Origin of the sequence: Thiolapillus sp., from assembly GCF_048562965.1 — a bacterium.
GTDB lineage: Bacteria > Pseudomonadota > Gammaproteobacteria > Chromatiales > Chromatiaceae > Thiolapillus > Thiolapillus brandeum_A.
Map to the genome: position 1 here is coordinate 1 of NZ_JBHNMF010001598.1, position 540 is coordinate 540.

At 54.3% G+C, this 540-nt stretch carries 1 protein-coding gene; it reads left to right on the plus strand.

Going from position 1 to position 540, the window contains the following annotated elements; genetic code table 11:
• Positions 1–22: 22 nt before the first annotated feature.
• Positions 23–540 (plus strand): ISAzo13-like element transposase-related protein (locus ACOCD2_RS25735; RefSeq protein ID WP_419626424.1); only part of this gene is annotated, 518 nt, incomplete at its 3' end.

Below are 540 nucleotides of genomic sequence, written 5' to 3' on the forward strand. Positions count from 1 at the left end.
CGGCTCAGCGCGGCGCATGTTTATGGCGGAGGTTGTTGAGTTGCTTGGCTGGGGTGGTCAACGTTACGTTGAAAAGACTTTCGGCTGGGACAGAGAAACGATTCGTAAGGGACAGCAAGAAAGGGATGCAGGAGAACCCGCATTGGATGGACGTTGCCGCTCTGGTCGTAAGAAGGCGGAAGAACACTGTCCCCGGTTGCTGGACGATATCGTCGACATTCTCGACACCACAGGGCAAACCGACCCCACCTTCAGAAGCACTCGAATTTATACGCCAATCACCGCCAGGGAGGTCCGGCGCCGACTACTGGAACAAAAAGGCTACACGGACAGCCCGTTGATCGGTGAGAGGAGTTTGCGAACGAAGCTCAATATGCTGGGCTACCGGCCACAACGTATCCGCAAATGCAAGCCACACAAACGTCTGCCAGAAACTGACGCCATCTTTGAAGAAATTCATCGGGTGAATGCTCAAGCTGATGAACAGCCGGGAGTATTACGGTTATCTTTGGACACCAAGGCAACCGTCAAGGTGGGACC